Raw genomic sequence first — 16697 nt, 5'->3', positions numbered from 1 at the left:
TTCAGCCAACGTCCTCTGCCAAACGCTGCCACAACGCGTAATACACCCGTCCGGATTTCTGCTCGCGATGCAAACGCCAATTGCCAGGCAAGCCCAGGGTGGACGGGGCAGTCTCGCTTTCAGTGTAGACCCAGGCATCCTCGGCCAGCCACTGGCGTTGCTCAAGCAAGGCACACACCGCTGGCAGCAGGTTCTGGTTGAAAGGCGGGTCGAGGAACACCAGGTCGAAGGGGGTCGCCGGTTGACTGTCCAGGTATCGTAGCGCGTCGGCCGTCTGCACCTGGCCGACGGTGCAGCGCAGGGTGCCCAGGTGTTCTTTCAGGCTGGAGACTGCCAGGCTGCTGGCATCCAGCGCCTGGCCCATGGCGGCGCCACGGGACAGGGCTTCGAGAAACAGCGCGCCGCTGCCTGCGAACGGGTCGAGTACCCGGGCGCCCGCCACGTAGGGTGCGAGCCAGTTGAACAGGGTTTCACGCACCCGGTCCGGGGTCGGACGCAGGCCCGGGGCGTCGGGGAAACTCAGGCGCCGGCTGCGCCATTCGCCGCCGATGATGCGCAATTGATTCACACCGTTGTGCACGGGTTTTTTACTGGAATTCGATGGGCGGGCCATTAGTGCTCCGGAACCCCGAGCGGCTGCTCGGCAGGTTTGTCAGTGGGGGCCGGTAATGGCTTTTGCGCCACGGTCGGGCCGGCGGTGACGATGATCATTTTGTCCGTGCTCAGGTGTTTGTTCAGCGCGGCCCGGACCTGTTCGACTGTCAGGGCCTGGGATTGACGCATGAAGTCTTCCAGGTAGCTCAGTGGCAAGTCATAGAAGCCCATTGCACCAAGCTGGCCGACAATGTCGGCGTTGCTGGCGGTGGACAGGGGGAAACTGCCGGCCAGCTCACGTTTGGCGTCATCGAGTTCTTTCTGGGTCGGGCCGTTCTTGAGGTAATCGGCGAACACGTCCTGCACCAGTTTCAACGTGCCTTCGCTCATCTCGGCACGGGTTTGCAGGTTGATCATGAACGGGCCGCGACCTTGCATCGGCGTGAAGCCGGAATACACGCCGTAGGTCAGGCCGCGCTTTTCCCGCACTTCGGTCATCAGTCGTGTGCCAAAACCACTGCCACCGAGGATCTGGTTGCCCAGGGACACTGCGGCATAGTCCGGATCGTCCCGGTCGATGCCCAGTTGCGCGAGCATCAGGTTGGTCTGCTTGGACGGAAATTCGATATGGGTAACGCTCGCCTTCGGTTCCACCGGTGCCGGGGTCTTCGCCAGGGCCGGGCCCTTTGGCAATGCCGCGGACACCTGGCTGGCAATCGCCTCGGCCTCGGCCCGGGACAGATCGCCGACCAGCGCAATCACCGCGTTGCCGGCGGCATAAGCCTTGGCATGGAAGGCGCGAGCCTGAGCCAGGGTGATCGGTGGAATACTTTCTGCGGTACCGTCACTGGAGTGGGCGTAAGGGTGGTCACCGTACAGGCGCTTCATCAGCTCCAGGCCCGCCAGTTTGCCGGGATTCTGTTTCTGGTACTCGAAACCGGCCAGCAGCTGGTTCTTGATGCGTGCAAAAGAGTCGGCAGGGAAGGTCGGTTTACCGACGACCTCGGCAAACAGCTTCAGCGCCGGTTCGCGCTTGTCCACTGCACTGAGGCTGCGCAGCGAGGCCACGGCCATGTCCCGGTAGGCGCCGTTGCCGAAGTCCGCGCCGAGGCTTTCGAACCCTTGGGCAATGGCACTGACATCCTTGCCGGCCACGCCTTCGTTAAGCATGGCGTTGGTCAACTGCGCGAGGCCGGGGGCGTTGCCGTCCTGGCTGCTGCCGGCGGCGAAGGTCAGGCGCAGGTCGAACATGGGCAATTCCCGGGCTTCGACGAACAACACCTTGGCGCCGTCAGCGGTTTTCCAGGTCTGTACGTCGAGCTTGCGGTGGCTGGGGGCTTTGCCGTCCAGTTCCGCCAGCGACTGCAGCTTGTTGCCGGACTTGGCGTTATCCAAGGCCTGGCTGGCAGTGACGCCGGTGGTGGGGGACAGATAGAACGCCAGGGAGCCGGCCAGGGCGATGAACACCAGGCCAATCAGCACCCGACGCGGTGTTTTGCGCTCACTCATGAGCTTTCTCCTCGGGCAGTACATGCGCAACGCTCAGGCGTGAGCGGGTGAAATACAGCTGGGCTGCCTTCTGGATATCTTGCGGGGTCACGCTTTGCAGTTCGGCGAGCTCGGTGTCCATCAGCTTCCAGGACAAACCGACGGTTTCCAGCTGGCCGATGGCGGTGGCCTGGCTGGTGATCGAATCGCGCTCATACACCAGGCCGGCGATGACCTGGGCGCGCACGCGTTCCAGTTCTTCGGCCGTCGGAGGGGTGTTTTTCAACTGTTCAAGCAGGCGCCACAGACCGGCTTCAGCCTGGGCGATGGTTTTGTTTTTCTGCGTGTTGGGCGTCGCCGACAAAGTGAACAGCGTATCGCCACGGGTGTAGGCGTCGTAGCTCGACGAACCGCCGGACACCAGCTCTTCGCCGCGCTCCAGTTGGGTCGGGATACGGCCGCTGTAGCCACCGTCCAGCAGGGCCGAGATCAGCCGCAGGGCGTTGACCGAAGTCTTGTCCGTGGCGGTGGCGATGCTGGGCACATTGAAGGCCAGCATCAGGCTTGGCAGTTGGGTCTGCACATGCAAGGTGATCTGGCGCTCGCCCGGTTCGGCCAGCTCCAGGGGGATTTTCGCCACCGGCACGTTGCGCCGGGCAATCGGGCCGAAGTAGCGCTGGGCCAGGGTCTTGACCTCGTCAGGCGTCACGTCGCCGACCACCACGAGGGTGGCGTTGTTCGGGGTGTACCAGGATTCGTACCAGTGACGCAGCTCTTCGACGGTCATCCGGTCCAGGTCGGCCATCCAGCCGATGGTCGGCGTGTGGTAACCGCTGGCCGGATAAGCCATGGCCTTGAAGCGCTCGTAGGCCTTGGACATTGGCTTGTCGTCGGTGCGCATGCGGCGCTCTTCCTTGATCACCTCTATTTCGCGGCTGAACTCTTGCGGCGGCAGGCGCAAGCTGGCCATGCGGTCGGCTTCGAGTTCGAAGGCCACGCCCAGGCGGTCCCGGGCCAGTACCTGGTAGTAAGCGGTGAAGTCATCGCTGGTGAAGGCGTTCTCTTCGGCGCCCAGGTCGCGCAGGATCAACGACGCTTCGCCAGGGCCGACTTTCTCGCTGCCCTTGAACATCATGTGTTCCAAGGCGTGAGACAAACCGGTCTGGCCCGGCGTTTCGTAACTGGAGCCAACCTTGTACCAGACCTGCGACACCACCACCGGCGCACGATGGTCTTCGCGCACCACGACCTTCAGACCGTTGTCGAGGGTGAATTCGTGGGTGGGTTGTGGATCGGCAGCCAAGACTGAAAAGGGCAGACAAACTGTGCTGAGCAGCAGGCCTGCAGCGCGGCGGGCAAGAGCATTCATTCGTGTTTAAACCTGTTGGGTTGCCCGCTTGGCCTTAGCCTCAGCAGGCGAGGAGGTGCTAGGATACTGATCCGTTTTACTGGCGGCCACGCCTATCGGGTCTTTTATCGACCCCTGGCTGTTTGGGTTCCTCGGAGAAGCCTTGGGATTGTCTGTCGATCCCGGCGTTTTCGCCGACGATGCCGTACCAGTCCTTCGAAAAAATCGACCTTGAGATGTCCTGGGACACCTCGACAAAATGTTGCGCGTGAACAAGCTGGATGAAACGCAGTCTGTTCAGCATCGAATATTTATCACCGAGGCGCCTCCTTGGCGCGTCGCTACCGTGAGATAGCCGTCCTCCATGTTTGGTTCCAACGACGACAAGAAGACCCCAGCTGCGGCTGGCGAGAAAAAAGGCCTGTTCGGATGGCTGCGCAAAAAGCCGCAGGAAACCGTCGTCGAACAGCCACAACCGCTGCCTGAGCCCGATGCCGAGGCAGTGGCCCAAGAAGCTGCGCCCATTATCCTGCCGATGGCCGAGCCGGTGCTGCAACCGGTCGAGCTTGAGGTCGCTGCCGAACCGGTGGCCGAACAGCCGCTGACCCCGTCCGTCGAACAAACCCCCTGGCTGACCTTGCCGGTGGCGGAAGAGCCGGTCGCGCTGGTCGAGGACACCGCACCGCATATCACCCCGCCGATTCCGGCGCCGACCCATGCTGTCGAGGCGCCAGTCGTCGAACCGGTCATTGAGCAGCCGGCCGCCATCATGCCCCCCGTGGTTGCGCAATCTGCACCCCAGCCAGAACCAGCCCTGCCGGATGCGATGGCTCCCACCGAGCCCGTACGCAGCGCCGAGGAAAACAAGGTAGGTTTCTTCGCCCGCCTCAAGCAAGGCCTGTCCAAGACCAGCGCCAGCATCGGCGAAGGCATGGCCAGCCTGTTTCTGGGCAAGAAAGTCATCGATGACGAATTGCTCGAAGACATCGAAACCCGCCTGCTGACCGCCGATGTCGGCGTCGAGGCCACCTCGGTGATCATCCAGAGCCTGACCCAGAAGGTCGCGCGCAAGCAACTGACCGATGCCGACGCGCTGTACAAGTCCCTGCAAGGCGAGCTGACCAACCTGCTCAAGCCGGTGGAAAAACCGCTGGTAATCGCCTCGCAAAACAAGCCGTTCGTGATCCTGGTCGTCGGCGTCAACGGCGCCGGCAAGACCACCACCATCGGCAAGCTGGCGAAGAAGCTGCAGCTCGAGGGCAAGAAAGTCATGCTGGCCGCCGGCGATACCTTCCGCGCCGCCGCGGTCGAACAGCTGCAAGTGTGGGGCGAGCGCAACAAGATCCCGGTGATCGCCCAGCACACTGGCGCCGACTCCGCTTCGGTGATCTTCGACGCGGTGCAGGCGGCGAAGGCCCGTGGCATCGATGTGCTGATCGCCGACACGGCCGGCCGCCTGCACACCAAAGACAACCTGATGGAAGAATTGAAGAAGGTTCGCCGGGTGATCGGCAAGCTTGACGCCGACGCGCCCCACGAAGTGCTGCTGGTGCTGGATGCCGGCACCGGCCAGAACGCCATCAATCAGGCCAAGCAGTTCAACCAGACCGTCGCACTGACCGGGCTGGCCCTGACCAAGCTCGACGGCACCGCCAAGGGCGGGGTGATTTTCGCCTTGGCCAAGCAGTTTGGCCTGCCGATTCGCTACATCGGCGTGGGTGAAGGCATTGACGATTTGCGCACCTTTGAAGCCGAGCCCTTTGTCCAGGCACTGTTTGCCGAGCGGGAGCATTCATGATTCGTTTCGAACAGGTCGGTAAACGCTATCCGAACGGTCACGTCGGCTTGCATGAGCTGAGCTTTCGGGTCCGTCGGGGCGAGTTTCTGTTTGTCACAGGCCATTCCGGTGCCGGTAAAAGCACCTTGCTGCGCCTGCTGCTGGCGATGGAACGGCCCACCACCGGCAAACTGCTGTTGGCCGGCCAGGACCTGAGCACCATCAGCAATGCGCAGATCCCCTACCTGCGGCGGCAGATCGGCGTGGTGTTCCAGAACCACCAGTTGCTGTTCGATCGCACCGTGTTCAATAACGTGGCGTTGCCGTTGCAGATCCTTGGACTGTCCAAGGCCGAGATCAACAAGCGCGTGGATTCGGCCCTGGAGCGTGTGGCCCTGTCGGACAAGACCGACCTGTACCCGGGCGACCTGTCCACCGGCCAGCAACAGCGCGTCGGCATCGCCCGCGCCATCGTCCATCGCCCGGCCTTGCTGCTGGCGGACGAACCCACGGGTAACCTCGACCCGCGTCTGGCTGCGGAAATCATGGGCGTATTCGAAGACATCAACCGTTTAGGCACCAGTGTGCTGATTGCCAGTCACGACCTGGCATTGATCGCGCGTATGCGTCATCGCATGCTCACCTTGCAGCGCGGTCGTTTGATCGGTGACGGGGAGGCTGGCGTATGAGTGCTACCCGCAGCCCGAAAGTGGCCGAACGCGTGGCCCCGAAAGCCTCCGATCCGCAGCCGCAGAAGAAAAAACGCGACGATGACGACGGCCCGGATTTCGCCACGCTGTTGCGCGCCTGGATCGAAAGCCACCGTGCCAGTTTGCTGGACAGCCTGCGGCGCCTGGGCAAGCAGCCCATCGGCAGCTTCTTTACCTGCATGGTGATGGCAGTGGCCCTGAGTTTGCCCATGGGCCTGTCATTATTGCTAAGTAATGTCGAGCGCCTGGGTGGTTCCTGGCAGCGCGCAGCGCAGATTTCCCTGTACCTGCAACTGGAGGCGACCCCGGGGGAAGGTCAGGCTCTGCGCGAGCAGATCAAAGCCATGCCGGGTGTGGCCGATGCCCAATACATCAGCCGCGAGCAAGCACTCGAAGAGTTCCAGCAGCAGTCCGGCCTGGGCGAAGCCCTCAAGGAACTGCCGGAGAACCCGCTGCCAGGCGTGGTGCTGGTGACGCCGAATGAAGTCGACAAGTCGACCCTTGAAGCATTAAGACAAAGACTTTCCGAGCTGCCGAAGGTACAACAGGCACAACTTGATCTAGTCTGGGTCGAGCGTCTGGCGGCGATACTCAAGCTCGGCGACCGGTTTGTCTTCGGTCTGACGGTGCTTCTGGTTTCTGCATTACTTTTGGTGATAGGCAATACCATTCGTCTTCATATTGAAAACCGCCGCACCGAGATAGAAGTGATTAAACTCGTCGGCGGTACGGACAGTTATGTACGCAGGCCCTTCCTTTATATGGGGGCGCTGTATGGCTTCGGAGCCGGGATTCTGTCCTGGGGTGTGTTGGCGTTTGGCCTGGATTGGCTGAATGACGCGGTAGTGGGGCTGGCCGGTTTGTACGGCAGTGATTTTTCCCTGGCCGGAGTGCCAGTTGCCGACGGTCTGTCGCTCTTGCTTGGCGCGGTGCTGTTGGGTTATATCGGTGCATGGATTGCGGTAGCACGCCACTTGCGTGAGCTTGCGCCAAAATAGGGTTTTTTGCGCGTATTGACCTTTCAGTTTTTGTGGGAACTTGTCTTACGGTTCCCGGTCAATTTTCGCAGTGCTGAACTGCACGAGTTATGTGAGTCGGAGGTTTTTTCGTATGACCACTTCTTTGCAACCTGCTTATGCTCTGGTCCCGGGTGCGAACCTGGAGGCCTATGTGCACACGGTTAACAGCATTCCATTGCTGACGCCCGAGCAGGAGCGTGAACTGGCCGAGAGTCTCTATTATGAGCAGGATCTTGAGGCGGCTCGGCAGATGGTGCTCGCCCACCTGCGTTTTGTCGTACATATCGCCCGCAGCTATTCCGGCTACGGGCTGGCCCAGGCCGACCTGATCCAGGAAGGCAACGTTGGCCTGATGAAGGCAGTCAAGCGTTTCAACCCGGAAATGGGTGTGCGCCTGGTGTCGTTTGCCGTGCACTGGATCAAGGCGGAAATCCACGAGTTCATCCTGCGCAACTGGCGCATCGTGAAAGTGGCGACCACCAAGGCCCAGCGCAAGCTGTTCTTCAACCTGCGCAGCCAGAAGAAGCGTCTGGCCTGGTTGAACAACGAAGAAGTCCATCGTGTGGCCGAGAGCCTGGGCGTAGAGCCTCGTGAAGTGCGCGAGATGGAAAGTCGCCTGACCGGCCATGACATGGCCTTCGACCCGGCCGCCGAGGCGGACGACGACAGCGCCTTCCAATCGCCGGCCAACTACCTGGAAGACCACCGGTACGACCCGGCGCGTCAACTGGAAGACGCCGACTGGAGCGACAACTCCAACACTAACCTGCACGAAGCCCTGGAAGTACTGGACGAACGCAGCCGTGACATCCTCTACCAGCGCTGGCTGGCCGAGGAAAAAGCCACGCTGCACGACCTGGCACAGAAGTACAACGTGTCGGCCGAGCGGATTCGCCAGCTTGAGAAAAGCGCGATGAACAAGCTCAAGGTGTCGATCGCGGCTTGACCTGCGGTAGCGACAATAAAAAACGCCCCGATCAGTGATGATCGGGGCGTTTTTGTTCGTGCGGTGCACCCCTGTGGGAGCGAGCTTGCTCGCGATGGCGGTGGGTCAGCCACCTTGAGGTTGACTGATACACCGCCATCGCGAGCAAGCTCGCTCCCACAAGGGGTCTTCAGGGTCTTGGTTATTGCGCCCAAGGCGCCCGTCGTGAGTTATTAAGCTCCAGCAGATAACTGTCGCCCCCCAACTGGCTCATCTGCTGGCGAATCCAGTTCGCCCGTCGTAGCACGTAAGGGCTAGGCCGACCGGCGCTCCATACCCGCGGGTTGGGCAGTACTGCCGCCAGCAGGCTCGCCTGTTGCCGGGACAAGGCGTCGGCTCCGACGCGAAAATGATGGCGCGCTGCGGCTTCGGCACCGAACACTCCGTCATCCCACTCGACGCTGTTGAGGTACACCTCAAGGATCCGTTGCTTGGGCCAGAACACTTCGATCAGCGCAGTGAACCAGGCCTCCAGCCCTTTGCGCAGCCAGCTGCGACCCGACCACAGGAACAGGTTCTTGGACACTTGTTGGCTGAGGGTGCTGGCGCCACGAATCGAACCACCGCGCCCGTTGTGGGCGAGGGCGGCCTGGATCGCGCCGATGTCGAAGCCCCAGTGCTCAGGGAATTTCTGGTCTTCGCCAGCGATCACCGCGACCTTGAGGTTGTCGGAAATCTGCTCCCAGGGCTGCCAGGTGCGTTGCAGGTCAATCGGTTCGCCGCCGAACCAGGATTCAACCTTGCGTTCGATCATCAGTGCCGTGAAGGGTGGCGGCACCACGCGAAACAACAGCACGAGCACAACGCTGCCGACGGCGAACCAGAGCAGGGCTTTAAGGAATCGTCGAAACAATAAACGCAGCATAGAGATGGCTTGGCCGAACCCGTCGAGCGGGCCATTATACAGACCCTGTCCCCCGAGTCTGATTGGAGTTCTCATGCTGCGTAGCTTTCTGATGCTGGCTGCTTTTTTCGGCTTCACAGGCGTGGCCCTGGGGGCGTTTGCCGCCCACGCCCTGAAAAATCGCCTGAGCGCCGAGTACCTGGCGATTTTCCACACCGGCGTCACCTATCAATTGGTGCACACCCTGGCACTGCTGGGCGTCGCGCTGCTGGCCACGCACATTCCCGGACGCATCGTCACCTGGGCCGGGGTTTCCTTTGTGGTGGGCATCCTGTTGTTCTCCGGCAGTCTGTACCTGCTGACCCTCACAGGTATCAGCAAGCTGGGCATCATCACGCCGTTTGGCGGCGTGGCGTTCCTGATCGGCTGGCTGTGCCTGGGGCTTGCCGCCTGGCGGCTGGGCTGACCGGGCAGTCCATTTCATGACGAATGGCTTGGGTCGTCCAGACTGATCGGGCTAGAATGCCAGCCCCTAAAAATGATGGCGGCATCCGGCATGCGCATTCAGTTGAACGGCGAACCCCTTGATCTGCCCGATGGTGAAACCGTCGCGGCCCTGCTGACCCGTCTGGAACTCACCGGACGCCGGGTCGCGGTGGAGCTCAATCTGGATATCGTCCCGCGCAGCCAGCACGCCGAAACCACGTTGAACGACGGCGACAGTGTCGAAGTGGTCCACGCCATCGGCGGCGGCTGATACTCCGGCTTCACAGCATTTCGCAAGAACCTCACCCCAACAGAGGATTTCCCATGAGCATCGTTCGTAGCGACAAGCCCTTCGTCCTGGCCGGTCGTACCTACCAGTCGCGCTTGCTGGTAGGCACCGGCAAATACCGTGACATGGAAGAAACCCGCCTGGCCATCGAGGCCTCGGGTGCCGAAATCGTGACCGTCGCGGTACGCCGCACCAATATCGGCCAGAACCCGGGCGAACCGAACCTGCTCGATATCTTGCCGCCGGATCGCTACACCATCCTGCCAAACACCGCTGGCTGCTTCGACGCCATCGAGGCCGTGCGCACCTGCCGCCTGGCCCGTGAGCTGCTTGATGGCCACAACCTGGTGAAGCTGGAAGTGCTGGCGGATCAGAAAACCCTGTTCCCCAACGTGATCGAAACCCTCAAGGCCGCCGAAACCCTGGTCAAGGAAGGTTTCGACGTGATGGTCTATACCAGCGATGACCCGATCATCGCCCGTCAACTGGCGGAAATCGGCTGCATCGCGGTCATGCCGCTGGCCGGCCTGATCGGCACGGGCCTGGGGATCTGCAACCCATACAACCTGCAGATCATCCTCGAAGAAGCCAAGATCCCGGTGCTGGTGGATGCCGGTGTCGGCACCGCCTCCGACGCCACCATCGCCATGGAACTGGGTTGCGAAGCGGTGCTGATGAACTCCGCCATTGCCCACGCTCAGCAACCGATCCTGATGGCCGAAGCCATGAAGCACGCCATCGTGGCCGGTCGGCTGGCGTACCTCGCCGGCCGCATGCCGAAAAAACTCTACGCCAGCGCCTCCTCGCCGCTGGATGGTCTGATCAAGTAAGAGCCATTGATGACTGAATCGAACGACACGCCTGTCCTGCCGGAAGAAGGCGAAGAGCGCCAACACCGCCGCATCAAGAGTTTCGTGATGCGCGCCGGGCGTATGACCGAAGGCCAGCAACGCGGCCTGGAGCAGGGCGCGCCCCTGTTTGTACTGCCCCTGGCCGATGCGCCGGTGGATTTTGACCAGGTGTTCGGCCGCTCGGCTGCGCGCTCGCTGGAAATCGGCTTCGGCATGGGCCACTCGCTGCTGGAAATGGCCGCCGCGGCGCCGGAGCAGGATTTCATCGGCGTGGAAGTCCACCGTCCCGGCGTCGGTGCGCTGCTCAATGGCGTGCTGACCCAGGGGTTGACCAACCTGCGGGTCTACGATTGCGACGCCATTGAAGTGCTCAACCGCTGCGTGGCCGACAACAGCCTCGACCGGTTGATGCTGTTCTTTCCGGACCCATGGCACAAGAGCCGTCACCACAAGCGCCGTATCGTCCAGGCTTCGTTCGCTGAACTGGTGCGCAGCAAGTTGAAGGTCGGCGGTGTGCTGCACATGGCCACCGACTGGGAACCCTACGCCGAGTACATGCTGGAAGTGATGAACGTCGCCCCGGGCTACCGCAACCTGGCCGAAGACGGTAAATGCGTCCCACGCCCGGCCGAACGGCCGATCACCAAGTTCGAGCGCCGTGGCGAACGCTTGGGGCATGGGGTTTGGGATTTGAAGTTCGAGAAGGTGGCTTAAACACCAGAAGATCCTGCTGAAATGGGATCCCCTGTGGGAGCGAGCTTGCTCGCGATGAGGCCATGACATTCAATATCAATGTTGACTGTCAGGCCGCCATCGCGAGCAAGCTCGCTCCCACATTTCGTTCTGTGCTACATCGAAAATCAGCGACGGTCAGCGACCACGCCAATCAACACCAGCACCACCAACAACACCGGCGCCAGGCTGTAGTTGTTGAACTGGCTCAAGCCTCGGACGACCCACGGCGTGGCGTAGATCAGCGCTGCGCCGCTGCCGATCATGCACAGCAGGGCGATCAGTGGCACGCGCAAGGCGCCAGCGATGCTGCCCAGGCGTTGTTCGACCCAGCCCTTGATGTCGGCGCCAAACAGCACCAGCAGGCAGCCGACCAATGCCAGGGAGATTTCCGACAGGTTGCTGCGGCTCCAGCGGGACACGGTGGCGAGCAGGTCGAGTACCAGATCCATTCGATTTCCTTGTTTGGGTAATTAGCTCAAAAATTTCTGCAGCAAGTCGTTGAGGAACAGCTGGCCGCGCTCGGTGGCCGCCAGACGTGACGGTTCGACCTGCAACAAGCCACTTTGTTCGGCCTCGCGCCGGCCTTCGGCCAGGCTGTGCAGGGGCAGGCCGGTGCGCTCCGGATACAGCCGCGCTTCCACACCTTCGGTCAGGCGCAGGGCGTTCATCAAGAACTCGAACGGCAGCTCTTCGTTGGCCAGGGCTTTTTCGCCGGCCAGGAAGCGTTTGGCCGGGTTGAGGTAGTCCTTGGGCAGGCGCGTCTTCCAGGTGCGCACGATGCGCCCGTCCGGATGGCTGAGCTTGCCGTGGGCGCCGGCGCCGATGCCGATGAAGTCGCCGAAGCTCCAGTAGTTGAGATTATGCCGCGCTGCCCGACCGGGTTGGGCGTAGGCCGAGACTTCGTACTGGGCGTAGCCGTGCTCGGCCAGCAAGGCTTGCCCGGCTTCCTGGATGTGCCACAGCGTGTCGTCTTCCGGCAATGTCGGTGGCTGGTTCCAGAACACCGTGTTCGGCTCCAGCGTCAGCTGGTACCAGGACAGGTGAGTCGGCTTCAGCGCGATGGCCTGGCGCAGATCGCTCAGGGCATCATCGAGGGACTGGTCGGGCAAACCATGCATCAGGTCGAGGTTGAAGTTATCGAACCCGGCCTGGCGGGCCATACCGGCGGCGCGTACCGCCTCGTCACCATTATGGATTCGGCCCAAGGCTTCGAGCTTGGCCTGCTGGAAGCTTTGGATGCCGATGGACAGGCGATTGATGCCCAAGGCCCGGTAAGCAACGAACTTCTCTTGCTCGAAGGTGCCGGGGTTGGCTTCCAGGGTGATTTCGATGTCATGGGCGAAGGGTATGCGCGCCTCGACACCCTTGAGCAGCCGGCCCAGGGCCTGGGCGCTGAACAGGCTCGGGGTGCCGCCGCCGAAAAAGATCGAGCTCAACGGGCGACCATAGGCTGCATGCAGATCCTGATCGAGGTCGGCCAGCAGGGCGTCGACATACTCTTCTTCCGGCAACTGCGGGCTGGCAGTGTGGGAGTTGAAGTCGCAATACGGGCATTTGCGTACGCACCACGGGATGTGGATGTACAACGCAAGGGGCGGCAGCATTGGCAGCGGCGCCCGAGGTGTTTGTGCACCGCCGTGAATCAGCGGCGCGGGAGAATCGATGCTCATTGCAAGCCCAAGCGTTGCCGCAGCAGGGCCATGGCGCGGGCGCGGTGGCTCAGTTGGTTTTTCTCCACCGGGCCCAGCTCGGCGCTGGAGCAGTTACGCTCCGGCACCCAGAACAGCGGGTCGTAGCCGAAACCGTGTTCGCCGCTGGCTTGGGTGAGGATTCGCCCGTGCCACAAGCCTTCGCAGAGGATCGGCAACGGATCGTCGGCATGGCGGACCAGGGCCAGCACACACACGAACTGCGCGCCGCGCTCGGCCTCAGGTACGTCCTTGAGGGCTTCGAGCAGCTTGGCGTTGTTGGCCGCGTCCCCTTTGCCGTCCGCGTAGCGGGCCGAGTAAATGCCTGGCGCGCCGCCGAGAAAGTCCACTGCCAGCCCGGAATCGTCGGCCAGCGCCGGCAGGCCGCAGATGCGCGCGGCATTACGGGCCTTGAGGATGGCGTTCTCGACGAACGACAGGCCGGTTTCTTCCGGTTCCACCTGGCTGAACTCGCTAATCGAGTGCAACTGCACCGACCCGCCGAGCATGGCCTGCAGTTCCTTGAGTTTGCCGGCGTTGTGGCTGGCCAATACGAGTTGGGTAAGGTTCATCATTCGCCGGGGAACAGTTCCTGGTTGAAGTTGATGGTGTTGATCTTGTCGCCGGTTTTCACCTTGATTTCGAAGGTCCGGACTTCCTGTTGGTCCACCGGGTACTGGGCGATGTAGTAGATCGCGCCTGTCTCGGTAACTTCCTTGAACTTCAGCGGGACACTCTGGCTGGTGAGGTCTTTCACTGTGCCGCTGACCTGGGCCATCAACGGCTTGCCATCCTTGAGGACCGAGACGTTGATCACGCCCTGTCCCTTGCTGCGGATCAGCTCTGCGGCCTTGGCAATGTCCGGCGTCAGGAAGGTGGAATTGAACGTGTTGTAGTGCACGGTGACGTCACCGAACACTTCCTTGCGCTCGCCCTTGATGACATCGGCGGCCATGGCGCCAACGCTCAGGCAGGCGGTGATGAGAAACAACGCTAGACGTTTCATGTCGTGCTCCTGGGTAAGGCCGGGGTTCACACCGCGACCTGGTAATCGGCAAGGCCTGGGCTGCTGACCCGATAGATGCCTATCTCACCTAACAGATTAGGCCATAGCTTGCTCGCCCACCCGTGCCGGTGCTGCTGGTCCACCGCCAGGCGATCGATGACCTTGGCTTCGCGTTCGCGACACAGCGCCTCGAAGTCGGCGAAGGTGCAGAAGTGAATGTTTGGCGTGTTGTACCAGGTGTAGGGCAGGAACTCCGACACCGGCATGCGGCCCTTGCTCGCCAGGTACCAGCGGCAGCGCCAATGCCCGAAGTTGGGGAAGGTGATGATGCACTGGCGCCCGACCCGCAGCATTTCGTCGAGGATCTTGTCCGGGTAGTGCACCGCTTGCAGCGCCTGGGTCATGACCACGACGTCGAAACTGTTGCTGGCGAAGTTGCCCAGGCCCTTGTCCAGGTCCTGCTCGATCACGTTGATGCCCTTGGCCACGCACTCGGCGATGTTGTCCGGGTCGTTTTCCAGGCCGTAGCCGGTGACTTGCTTGTTGTCCCGCAGCCAGGTCAGCAGCTCGCCGTTGCCGCAGCCCAGGTCGAGCACGCGGCTGCCGGCGGGGATCCATTCCTGGATGATTTCCAGATCGGCTCTCATGGCGTCCTCACAGGGTTATACGGTTCATGTAGTTGCCGAACGCCTGCAGGTAGCGCGGGATCGGGATCAAAAAGGCGTCGTGGCCCTGGGGTGCGTCGATTTCCAGGTAGCAGACGTCCTTGCGCGCGGCCATCAGCGCGTCCACCAGTTCCCGTGAGCGTGCCGGGGAGAAGCGCCAGTCGGTGGTGAACGACATCACGCAGAACTTGGCGCTGGTATTGGCGAAGGTTTTCGCCAGGTTATCGTCGAAGTTCGCTGCCGGATCGAAGTAGTCCAGTGCCTTGGTCATCAACAGGTAGGTGTTGGCGTCGAAGCGCCCGGAAAACTCCTCACCCTGATAGCGCAGGTAACTCTCGACCTGGAACTCGACGCTGTGGAAGTCGTAGTTGAGCTTTTCGCTCTTGAGGCCTCGGCCGAATTTCTCGCCCATGGAGTCGTCGGACAGGTAGGTGATGTGCCCGACCATCCGCGCCAGCATCAGCCCGCGCTTGGGGATGACGCCGTGTTCCTGGAACGAACCGCCATGGAATTCCGGATCGGTGAGGATCGCCTGGCGCGCCACTTCGTTGAAGGCGATGTTCTGCGCCGACAGCTTGGGGGCCGAGGCGATTGCCAGGCAATGGCGCACGCGGTCCGGGTAGGTGATGGTCCATTGCAGGGCCTGCATGCCGCCCAGGCTGCCGCCGATCACCGCTGCCCACTGGGCGATGCCGAGGCGGTCAGCCAGACGCGCCTGGCTGTGGACCCAGTCTTCGACGGTCAATACCGGGAAATCGGCGCCGAAGGGCTTGCCGGTGTCCGGGTTGAGGCTGCTGGGGCCGGTGGAGCCGTTGCAGCCGCCGAGGTTGTTCAGGCTGACCACGAAGAACTTGTTGGTGTCGATGGGCTTGCCGGGGCCGATGCAACTGTCCCACCAGCCGGGTTTGCGGTCGTCGACGCTGTGGTAGCCGGCGGCATGGTGATGCCCCGACAAGGCATGGCAAATCAGCACGGCGTTGCTGGCCGTGGCATTGAGGGTGCCGTAGGTTTCGAAAATCAGGTCATAGGCTGGCAACGAACGACCGCAGGCCAGGGCCAGGGGCTCGCTGAAATGCGCCATTTGCGGCGTCACCAGACCAACGGAATCGGGGGGAAAGGCAGTTGGCATCGACCCTGCTCGCGTTGAAATGAGGCGTAAGTCTAAAGACCGCTGTGGCAGGCGGCAAGCAAAGGCGCGGCACGGTTTTTCCGAGCGTTCCCACGCTTCGCGTGGGAATGCTGCCAGGGACGCACCGCGTTCCGCTCAGGGTGTGACGCAGAGCGTCACGGGATGCATTTCCACGCGGAGCGCGGGAGCGATCATTGGCGGGGGACGAGGTCAGGCAAATCCGGCAGCTTCTTTGGCGAATGAATCCGCACCCGCTTTTGCCGGTTCAATTCGCCGCTGACCAGGCTGACCTGGCTCTTGGACACGCCAAACGCCTTGGCCAGGAACGCCATCAGGTAGGCATTGGCCTTTCCCTCGACCGGCGGGGCGGTGAGACGGATCTTGAGGCGGTCACCGTGCAGCCCGGCGAAATCATCGCTGCGGGCTGCCGGTTGCAGGTGACATTCCAGGATCAGGTCGTCGCCGTCCCAGCGAAAGTAGCTCACCGGGCTCAGATCAGCAGGCGCAGGATTTCCGGCATCATGGTCATTGCCGCCAGATTGTTGATCACCAGCATGTCGATCAGCTTGAGCACCATGAATGCCAGGATCGGCGAGATATCCAGGCCGCCAAGGTTCGGCACGATACGACGGAACGGCGCCAGGGCCGGTTCGCAGATCTGGTTGACCAGTTCGGCGCCCGGGTTGTGGCTGCCCGGAGCGACCCACGAGAGAATCACGCTGATGATCAGGGCGAAGAAAAATATCTTCAGGAACAGCGCAGTCACGCCGATGATCGACCAGATCAGCAATTGCAGCGGGTTGCCGGTGGTGCCGTAGGTCAGCAGCAGGGTCAGGGCCATCAGCGCCAGTTGCACGAGGATCGCCAGGACCAGCGACGACATGTCCAGGCCGAACAGGCTTGGGATGATCCGGCGCAGGGGCTTGAGCAGCGGCTGGGTGGCCTTGACGATGAACTGGCAGAGCGGGTTGTAGAAGTTGGCGCGTACCAGTTGCAACACGAAGCGCAGCAGCACGATCAGCAAGTACAGGCTGCCGAGGGTTTGCAGCACGTAGACCGCTGCAGTGTTCAATCCAATCATGA

Annotated in this window: 20 protein-coding genes; 8 read left to right on the top strand and 12 right to left on the bottom strand. The window is 62.0% G+C overall.

Annotated elements, in window-relative coordinates:
* Position 1: 1 nt before the first annotated feature.
* The 3 genes from rsmD to SGN16_RS27705 are packed head-to-tail and all read right to left on the bottom strand — an operon-like array spanning position 2 to position 3451.
* Positions 2-613, bottom strand: a complete 612-nt coding sequence (gene rsmD, locus SGN16_RS27715) for a 16S rRNA (guanine(966)-N(2))-methyltransferase RsmD (protein ID WP_210641825.1) — start codon at positions 611-613, stop codon at positions 2-4.
* Entirely contained in the window at positions 613-2103 is a 1491-nt protein-coding gene (locus SGN16_RS27710) for a pitrilysin family protein (protein ID WP_335944607.1), read from the bottom strand. The genes rsmD and SGN16_RS27710 overlap by 1 nt, the downstream gene beginning before the upstream one ends.
* Complete coding sequence (locus SGN16_RS27705) at positions 2096-3451, bottom strand: pitrilysin family protein (protein ID WP_210641815.1); 1356 nt, start codon at positions 3449-3451, stop codon at positions 2096-2098. Before SGN16_RS27705 ends, SGN16_RS27710 begins: the two co-directional genes overlap by 8 nt.
* Positions 3452-3794: 343 nt before the next feature.
* Here SGN16_RS27705 and ftsY point away from each other — a divergent pair, with 343 nt between their 5' ends.
* The 4 genes from ftsY to rpoH all read left to right on the top strand — a co-directional run bounded on the left by ftsY (position 3795) and on the right by rpoH (position 7882).
* A complete protein-coding gene (gene ftsY, locus SGN16_RS27700; protein ID WP_210641813.1) occupies positions 3795-5228 on the top strand; it encodes a signal recognition particle-docking protein FtsY in 1434 nt (477 codons plus the stop codon).
* Positions 5225-5896 carry a cell division ATP-binding protein FtsE gene (ftsE, locus tag SGN16_RS27695; protein WP_024778908.1) on the top strand — a complete coding sequence of 224 codons (672 nt, stop codon included), beginning with the start codon at positions 5225-5227 and terminating at the stop codon, positions 5894-5896. The genes ftsY and ftsE overlap by 4 nt, the downstream gene beginning before the upstream one ends.
* Positions 5893-6915: a permease-like cell division protein FtsX gene (gene ftsX / locus SGN16_RS27690; protein ID WP_335944606.1), complete on the top strand. Its 1023-nt coding sequence runs from the start codon at positions 5893-5895 to the stop codon at positions 6913-6915. The genes ftsE and ftsX overlap by 4 nt, the downstream gene beginning before the upstream one ends.
* Positions 6916-7027: 112 nt before the next feature.
* On the top strand, positions 7028-7882 hold the full coding sequence (gene rpoH / locus SGN16_RS27685; protein ID WP_003177476.1) for an RNA polymerase sigma factor RpoH: 855 nt from the start codon (positions 7028-7030) through the stop codon (positions 7880-7882).
* 181 nt (positions 7883-8063) lie between these two features.
* On the opposite strand, the gene mtgA is transcribed toward rpoH, so the two are convergent.
* A complete protein-coding gene (mtgA, locus tag SGN16_RS27680) occupies positions 8064-8786 on the bottom strand; it encodes a monofunctional biosynthetic peptidoglycan transglycosylase (RefSeq protein ID WP_335944605.1) in 723 nt (240 codons plus the stop codon).
* A 73-nt stretch (positions 8787-8859) separates the two neighbouring features.
* Here mtgA and SGN16_RS27675 point away from each other — a divergent pair, with 73 nt between their 5' ends.
* The 4 genes from SGN16_RS27675 (at position 8860) to trmB (ending at position 11105) form a co-directional block, all read left to right on the top strand.
* Positions 8860-9231 carry a DUF423 domain-containing protein gene (locus SGN16_RS27675; protein WP_210641802.1) on the top strand — a complete coding sequence of 124 codons (372 nt, stop codon included), beginning with the start codon at positions 8860-8862 and terminating at the stop codon, positions 9229-9231.
* Positions 9232-9321: 90 nt separating this feature from the next.
* Complete coding sequence (thiS, locus tag SGN16_RS27670; protein WP_018609493.1) at positions 9322-9522, top strand: sulfur carrier protein ThiS; 201 nt, start codon at positions 9322-9324, stop codon at positions 9520-9522.
* Between the two features lie 53 nt (positions 9523-9575).
* On the top strand, positions 9576-10370 hold the full coding sequence (locus SGN16_RS27665) for a thiazole synthase (RefSeq protein ID WP_003177480.1): 795 nt from the start codon (positions 9576-9578) through the stop codon (positions 10368-10370).
* A 9-nt stretch (positions 10371-10379) separates the two neighbouring features.
* A complete protein-coding gene (gene trmB, locus SGN16_RS27660; RefSeq protein WP_210641800.1) occupies positions 10380-11105 on the top strand; it encodes a tRNA (guanosine(46)-N7)-methyltransferase TrmB in 726 nt (241 codons plus the stop codon).
* Between the two features lie 146 nt (positions 11106-11251).
* Here the strand turns inward: trmB and SGN16_RS27655 are convergent, their stop codons facing one another.
* The 8 genes from SGN16_RS27655 to SGN16_RS27620 all read right to left on the bottom strand — a co-directional run bounded on the left by SGN16_RS27655 (position 11252) and on the right by SGN16_RS27620 (position 16695).
* Positions 11252-11575 carry a DUF3392 domain-containing protein gene (locus tag SGN16_RS27655; RefSeq protein ID WP_003177482.1) on the bottom strand — a complete coding sequence of 108 codons (324 nt, stop codon included), beginning with the start codon at positions 11573-11575 and terminating at the stop codon, positions 11252-11254.
* 21 nt (positions 11576-11596) lie between these two features.
* The gene (gene hemW, locus SGN16_RS27650) at positions 11597-12730 is read right to left on the bottom strand and encodes a radical SAM family heme chaperone HemW (RefSeq protein ID WP_335944663.1); all 1134 of its coding nucleotides are present in this window, start codon (positions 12728-12730) and stop codon (positions 11597-11599) included.
* A gap of 62 nt (positions 12731-12792) precedes the next feature.
* Complete coding sequence (gene rdgB / locus SGN16_RS27645; RefSeq protein ID WP_210641795.1) at positions 12793-13389, bottom strand: RdgB/HAM1 family non-canonical purine NTP pyrophosphatase; 597 nt, start codon at positions 13387-13389, stop codon at positions 12793-12795.
* The gene (locus SGN16_RS27640; RefSeq protein ID WP_210641793.1) at positions 13386-13820 is read right to left on the bottom strand and encodes a DUF4426 domain-containing protein; all 435 of its coding nucleotides are present in this window, start codon (positions 13818-13820) and stop codon (positions 13386-13388) included. Before SGN16_RS27640 ends, rdgB begins: the two co-directional genes overlap by 4 nt.
* A 26-nt stretch (positions 13821-13846) precedes the next feature.
* The gene (gene metW / locus SGN16_RS27635) at positions 13847-14467 is read right to left on the bottom strand and encodes a methionine biosynthesis protein MetW (protein WP_210641791.1); all 621 of its coding nucleotides are present in this window, start codon (positions 14465-14467) and stop codon (positions 13847-13849) included.
* A gap of 7 nt (positions 14468-14474) precedes the next feature.
* A complete protein-coding gene (locus SGN16_RS27630; RefSeq protein ID WP_335944604.1) occupies positions 14475-15614 on the bottom strand; it encodes a homoserine O-acetyltransferase in 1140 nt (379 codons plus the stop codon).
* Positions 15615-15805: 191 nt separating this feature from the next.
* The gene (locus SGN16_RS27625) at positions 15806-16099 is read right to left on the bottom strand and encodes a DUF167 domain-containing protein (protein ID WP_210641786.1); all 294 of its coding nucleotides are present in this window, start codon (positions 16097-16099) and stop codon (positions 15806-15808) included.
* Between the two features lie 5 nt (positions 16100-16104).
* Entirely contained in the window at positions 16105-16695 is a 591-nt protein-coding gene (locus tag SGN16_RS27620) for a YggT family protein (protein WP_210641784.1), read from the bottom strand.
* Positions 16696-16697: the final 2 nt, after the last annotated feature.

It is taken from the genome of Pseudomonas sp. G166, from assembly GCF_037027455.2.
Taxonomy (GTDB): domain Bacteria; phylum Pseudomonadota; class Gammaproteobacteria; order Pseudomonadales; family Pseudomonadaceae; genus Aquipseudomonas.
This window is presented reverse-complemented; position numbering and strand designations above follow the sequence as displayed.